This window comes from Thiobacillus sp., assembly GCF_024708915.1.
The window spans coordinates 1-4,360 of the sequence record NZ_JANJXQ010000139.1; the positions used below are offsets into that span (position 1 = coordinate 1).

At 68.1% G+C, this 4,360-nt stretch carries 3 protein-coding genes and 1 pseudogene; 1 reads left to right on the forward strand and 3 read right to left on the reverse strand.

The window, feature by feature from the left end; all coding sequences use genetic code 11:
- The 3 genes and pseudogenes from Q0L94_RS10195 to Q0L94_RS10205 all read right to left on the reverse strand — a co-directional run.
- Positions 1-523: pseudogene (locus Q0L94_RS10195) on the reverse strand (alanine dehydrogenase); the annotation flags it as partial.
- Between the two features lie 65 nt (positions 524-588).
- Positions 589-1,842: a TIGR03790 family protein gene (locus Q0L94_RS10200; protein WP_296753020.1), complete on the reverse strand. Its 1,254-nt coding sequence runs from the start codon at positions 1,840-1,842 to the stop codon at positions 589-591.
- 5 nt (positions 1,843-1,847) lie between these two features.
- On the reverse strand, positions 1,848-2,858 hold the full coding sequence (locus Q0L94_RS10205) for a quinone-dependent dihydroorotate dehydrogenase (protein WP_296753021.1): 1,011 nt from the start codon (positions 2,856-2,858) through the stop codon (positions 1,848-1,850).
- A 209-nt stretch (positions 2,859-3,067) separates the two neighbouring features.
- On the opposite strand from Q0L94_RS10205, the gene Q0L94_RS10210 reads away from it, so the two are divergent.
- Positions 3,068-4,234: a D-alanyl-D-alanine carboxypeptidase family protein gene (locus Q0L94_RS10210; RefSeq protein WP_296753022.1), complete on the forward strand. Its 1,167-nt coding sequence runs from the start codon at positions 3,068-3,070 to the stop codon at positions 4,232-4,234.
- The last annotated feature ends 126 nt before the right edge of the window (positions 4,235-4,360 follow it).

Genomic DNA, 4,360 nt, shown 5'->3' on the forward strand with positions numbered 1-4,360 from the left:
CGCCGATGATGAGCACATGCGCAGGCGGCACGCCGGGCATGCCGCTGATCAGCTTGCCGTTGCCGCCGTGGGAGGTGTGCAGCCCGAGTGCGCCCATCTGCGGCGCCAGCCGCCCGGCAATGTCGGACATCGGCTGCAGCAACGGCAGGCCGCCGCCCGGGCGGGCCACGGTTTCGTAGGCGATCGCCGTCACCCCGCGTGCCATCAGTTCATGCGCCAGCACGGGCGCGGCGGCCAGGTGCAGGTAGCAGAACAGCAGTTGTCCGGCACGCAAGGCGGCCAACTCGTCCGGCTGCGGCTCCTTCACCTTGACCACCAGGTCGGCGGCGTAAGCCTCGGCGGGAGTGGCGACGACGTCGGCGCCGCTGGCGCGATAGGCGGCGTCGTCGAACCCCACGGTGGCGCCGGCGCCGGCTTCGACGCTGATCCGGTGTCCCGCCTGGGCCAGTTCGCGCGCGCCGTCGGGCGTGAGGGCGACGCGGTATTCGTGGTTCTTGATTTCCTTGGGAATGCCGATGTGCATGGCGGCGGGTCTCGCGCAGAATGGATATCCGCACAGCATAACCAAAGCGGCCCTGCGCCGGCGAGCTAGCGGGCCGGGCGGACGTCGGCGCGGCGCTCGAAGCGGTAGTACGCCGGCGGGATCCGGTCGAGCTTGAGTTCGCTGGTGCCCCATCCAATGCGGATGCGGCCGACGCTGCGGTAGGGCCCGATCATCGACGGCGCGGCCTGCACCTCGTAATCGCCGGGGGCGAGCAGGCGCGCCGAGAGGGTCAGGCCGCCGTCGCGCGCATGGTGGGCGACGGCGGCGAACGGGCGCGCCAGCGGCTCGCCGATGAAGAGGCCCTGCCCCGGCATCTGCACGCTTTTCCAGTAGGCCTCGATCAGGGTTTCGCCCTGCAGGTAGTGCGCCATGACGATGCCGGGAAGCGGAAACTTGGCGGGGAAATTGCACGGCTCGACCACCGCGCCGTAGCTGCCGGTGGCGCCCGCTTCCAGCCAGGCGAGGCTGCTCATCTGCGAGCCGCCGAACAGTTCGCCGCCGGCCGAGGTGAGGTGGTCGGCGATGGCGCCGGGCAGGAAACGGTTGCTGTCGAGCGACGGCACATGGGTCAGCCCGGTGAAATAGAACATCACGTCAGACCGGTTTTCGAGCGCGTTGGCCTTGACGATTTCGGTGGGCAGGATGCGCTGCATCTGGGTGCGCAGTGCCGCGTAGCCGGCGGCGCGCACGTTGCGCGCCTTGTCGTCCGTGCTGACCAGATAGGCGGTGCCCGCCGGGTTGCTGCCGTCGGCGGCGACGCCGCGATCGATGAGTTGTTTTGCCTCGGCCACGCTGGCGGCGGCCAGGCTCATGGTCGGGCGCATCCTGTAGGCGTCGAAAGGGCGTGCCGCGCTGCTGTCGAAATACGGGCTGGGCTGCGTCGGCTTGCAGCTGCTGGCGCACCAGGCGGGATCGAAGCCGAAGGCGAAGGCGGACGTGATCGACATGCAGTCGACCCGGTACGGCTGCGCCCAGGTCAGGGCGTAGGCCTGGATGTTCCCGGCGGCGATGCGGTCGACGCGGCGCTTGAGCGCGGCGAATTCCTCGCGGGAAAGCGTGCTGCGCCCGGGCTTGAAGCGCACGTGGATCAGGTTGGCGGCGGGGATGCCGCGTTTTTCGAGGTAATACGCGGCAATCGCCACGCTGTCGGGATCGTCGTCGTTGACGATCACGCCCAGTTGCCCGGCCGCGAGTCCCGGCTGGGCAAAGCGGGTGACGACGGCGTGCCCGGGCGGCGCGGCGTGCGCGGCGGCGGCCAGCATCAGCAGGCCAAGGACAGATTCGCGCACTCGCTTCATTTCCGTCAGGCGAGTCGCTGCACGCACTCGTGCACCAGTCCCGGGCCGCGGTAGATCAAACCGGAGTAGAGCTGCACCAGCGAGGCGCCGGCGGCGATTTTTTCCTGCGCGTCGGCGCCCGACAGGATGCCGCCGACGCCGACGATCGGCACCTCGTTCTTCAGGTGGTGCGCCAGTTCGCGGATCACCCGGGTCGACGCCGCGCGCACCGGTCTGCCCGACAGTCCGCCGGCCTCGTCGGCGTTGGGCAGACCGGCGACGGCGTCGCGGGCGACGGTGGTGTTGGTGGCGATCACCGCGTCGATGCGGTGCATCATCAGCAGCGCGGCGATGGCGGCGATCTGCGCGTCGTCGAGATCGGGCGCGATCTTCAGCGCGACCGGCACGTATTTGCCGTGCCGTTGCGCGAGTTCGGACTGCCTCAGCTTGATCGCGGAGAGCAGCGCATCGAGCGCTTCGTCCTTCTGCAGTTCGCGCAGGTTCTGCGTGTTGGGCGAGGAGATGTTCACCGTCACGTAGCTGGCGTGCGCATAGACCTTGTCGAGGCAGGCGAGATAGTCGTCCACCGCATGCTCGTTCGGCGTGTCCTTGTTCTTGCCGATGTTGATGCCGAGCACGCCGGTGAAGCCGCTGGCCGCGACGTTCTGCACCAGATTGTCGACGCCGCGGTTGTTGAAGCCCATGCGATTGATGATGGCGTCGGCCACGGGCAGGCGGAACATGCGCGGCTGCGGATTGCCGGGCTGCGGGCGCGGCGTCACCGTGCCGATTTCGATGAAGCCGAAGCCCAGCGCCGCCAGCGCGCCGATGTGCGCGCCGTCCTTGTCGAGGCCGGCGGCGAGGCCCACCGCGTTGGGAAAGTCGATGCCCATCACGTGCACGGGTTTGCCCGTTGCGCGCGGCAGCAGGCCCAGCAGGCCGATCCGGTGCGCGAGATCGAGGCCGGCGAGGGTGAAGCGGTGGGCATCCTCGGGGTCGAGCGAGAATAGGGCGGGGCGGATCAGCGTATAGAGCATGGTTCAGGCAGCCGGGTGCGGCGGGAAGGGGACGCGGGTTTCAGGGTCGGCCATACGGGCGTGGTACGGTCGTCGACATGGCGCGAGTTTAACAGGCCGCCGCCGCCGGGCTGCCGCCGGGCGGCGTGCGATGTTATCCTGAACGCGTGCGCGTTTGCGCGCATCCGCCTGTTTCAATGCCCATTCCGTTCCTACTCATCGATAAGCCCATGACTACCCCGTATTTCCTGCAACGACTCGTATTGCTCTTCGGTTTTCTGATCGCGCCGGCCGCGTGGAGCGCCGCCGCCGCCGTCCCGCCGCCCCCGCAACTGGCGGCCAAATCCTGGGTGCTGATGGACGCCGCCAGCGGCAACGTGCTGGTCGACCATCAGGGCAATCAGCGCCTGCCGCCCGCCAGCCTGACCAAGCTGATGACTTCGCACGTCGCGGCGCTGGAACTTCAGCGCGGCCGCATCAAGGAGGGCGACCTCGTCGTCATCAGCGAAAAAGCCTGGCGCATGGGCGGCTCGAAAATGTTCGTCAAGGTCGGCGACCAGGTTGCGGTGCACGACCTGATGCGCGGCATCATCGTGCAATCGGGCAACGACGCCAGCATCGCGCTGGCCGAGCATCTCGCGGGCGGCGAGGACACCTTCGCCGCGCTGATGAACCAGGAAGCGAAACGGCTGGGCCTTACCGACACCCATTTCGTCAACGCCACCGGCTGGCCGGCCGAAGGCCATTATTCGAGCGCACTCGACATGGCCAAGCTGGCGCGGGCCATCGTGATCGAGGATCCCGAGCACTACGCGCTGTATGCCGAAAAGGAGTTCGTCTGGAACGGCATCAAGCAGCCGAACCGCAATCTGCTGCTGTGGCGCGACCCTAGCGTCGACGGCCTCAAAACCGGCCATACCGAGGAAGCCGGCTACTGTCTGGTGGCCTCCAGCCAGCGCGACGGTCAGCGCATGATCGCGGCGGTATTCGGTACCAACAGCGAATCCGAACGGGCGACCGAGACCGCCAAACTGCTCGCCTACGGCTTCAACTTCTTCGACAGCAAGACCTTCTTCAAGAAGAACGAAACGATACAGGCTGTAGCCGTCTGGAAAGGCGCCGCGCGCACCGTCAAGGCCGGGGTTGCGGCCGACTTCGCCGCAGCGCTGCCCAAGCGCGCCAGCGGCGAATACCAGACGCGCGTCGTGCTGAAGGAAGGCAATATCGTCGCGCCCGTCGCTGCCGGCGCGCCGCTGGGCCGCGTCGAACTGGTGGGCGGCGACGGCAAGGCCGTCATGCAGGCGCCGCTGGTCGCGCTCGAAGCGGTCGAGGCGGGCGGCTTCTTCCGCCGCATGTGGGACGGCCTCCGGCTGTTCTTCAGCGGGCTGTTCGGCTGAGGTTCAGGCGCACACGTTAAAGGCGACCCCTGGAATGAGCGGTCGCCTTTTTGTTTTCCAGCTTACGCTGCTGCCGGGGGCGCATTCATCCTCCGGTCATGGGCAGCGTGAGCTGGAACCGCGTGG